Origin of the sequence: uncultured Lutibacter sp., assembly GCF_947493565.1 — a bacterium.
Lineage (GTDB): Bacteria > Bacteroidota > Bacteroidia > Flavobacteriales > Flavobacteriaceae > Lutibacter > Lutibacter aestuarii.
Map to the genome: position 1 here is coordinate 1 of NZ_CANLRG010000035.1, position 221 is coordinate 221.

The 221-nt window shown below is 39.4% G+C and carries 1 pseudogene; it reads right to left on the minus strand.

The features are described from left to right. Positions 1–221: pseudogene (locus tag Q0714_RS14205) on the minus strand (hypothetical protein); the annotation flags it as partial.

The window sequence follows — 221 nt, forward strand, 5'->3', positions numbered from 1 at the left end:
CAACGCTTGTTGTGGTACAAGTTAAAGTCTCGTTTCCTGTAATACTCGCAACTACTGCGGTAGTATCTTCACTAACCGTTACCGTTTCTGTTGATGAACATCCATTTATTGAATCTGTTACTGTTACAGTATATTCTCCTGCTACTGTTACTTCTATACTTGAAGTCGTTGCTCCTGTACTCCATAAGTAACTTGCATCTCCTTGAACTGTTGATCCACTT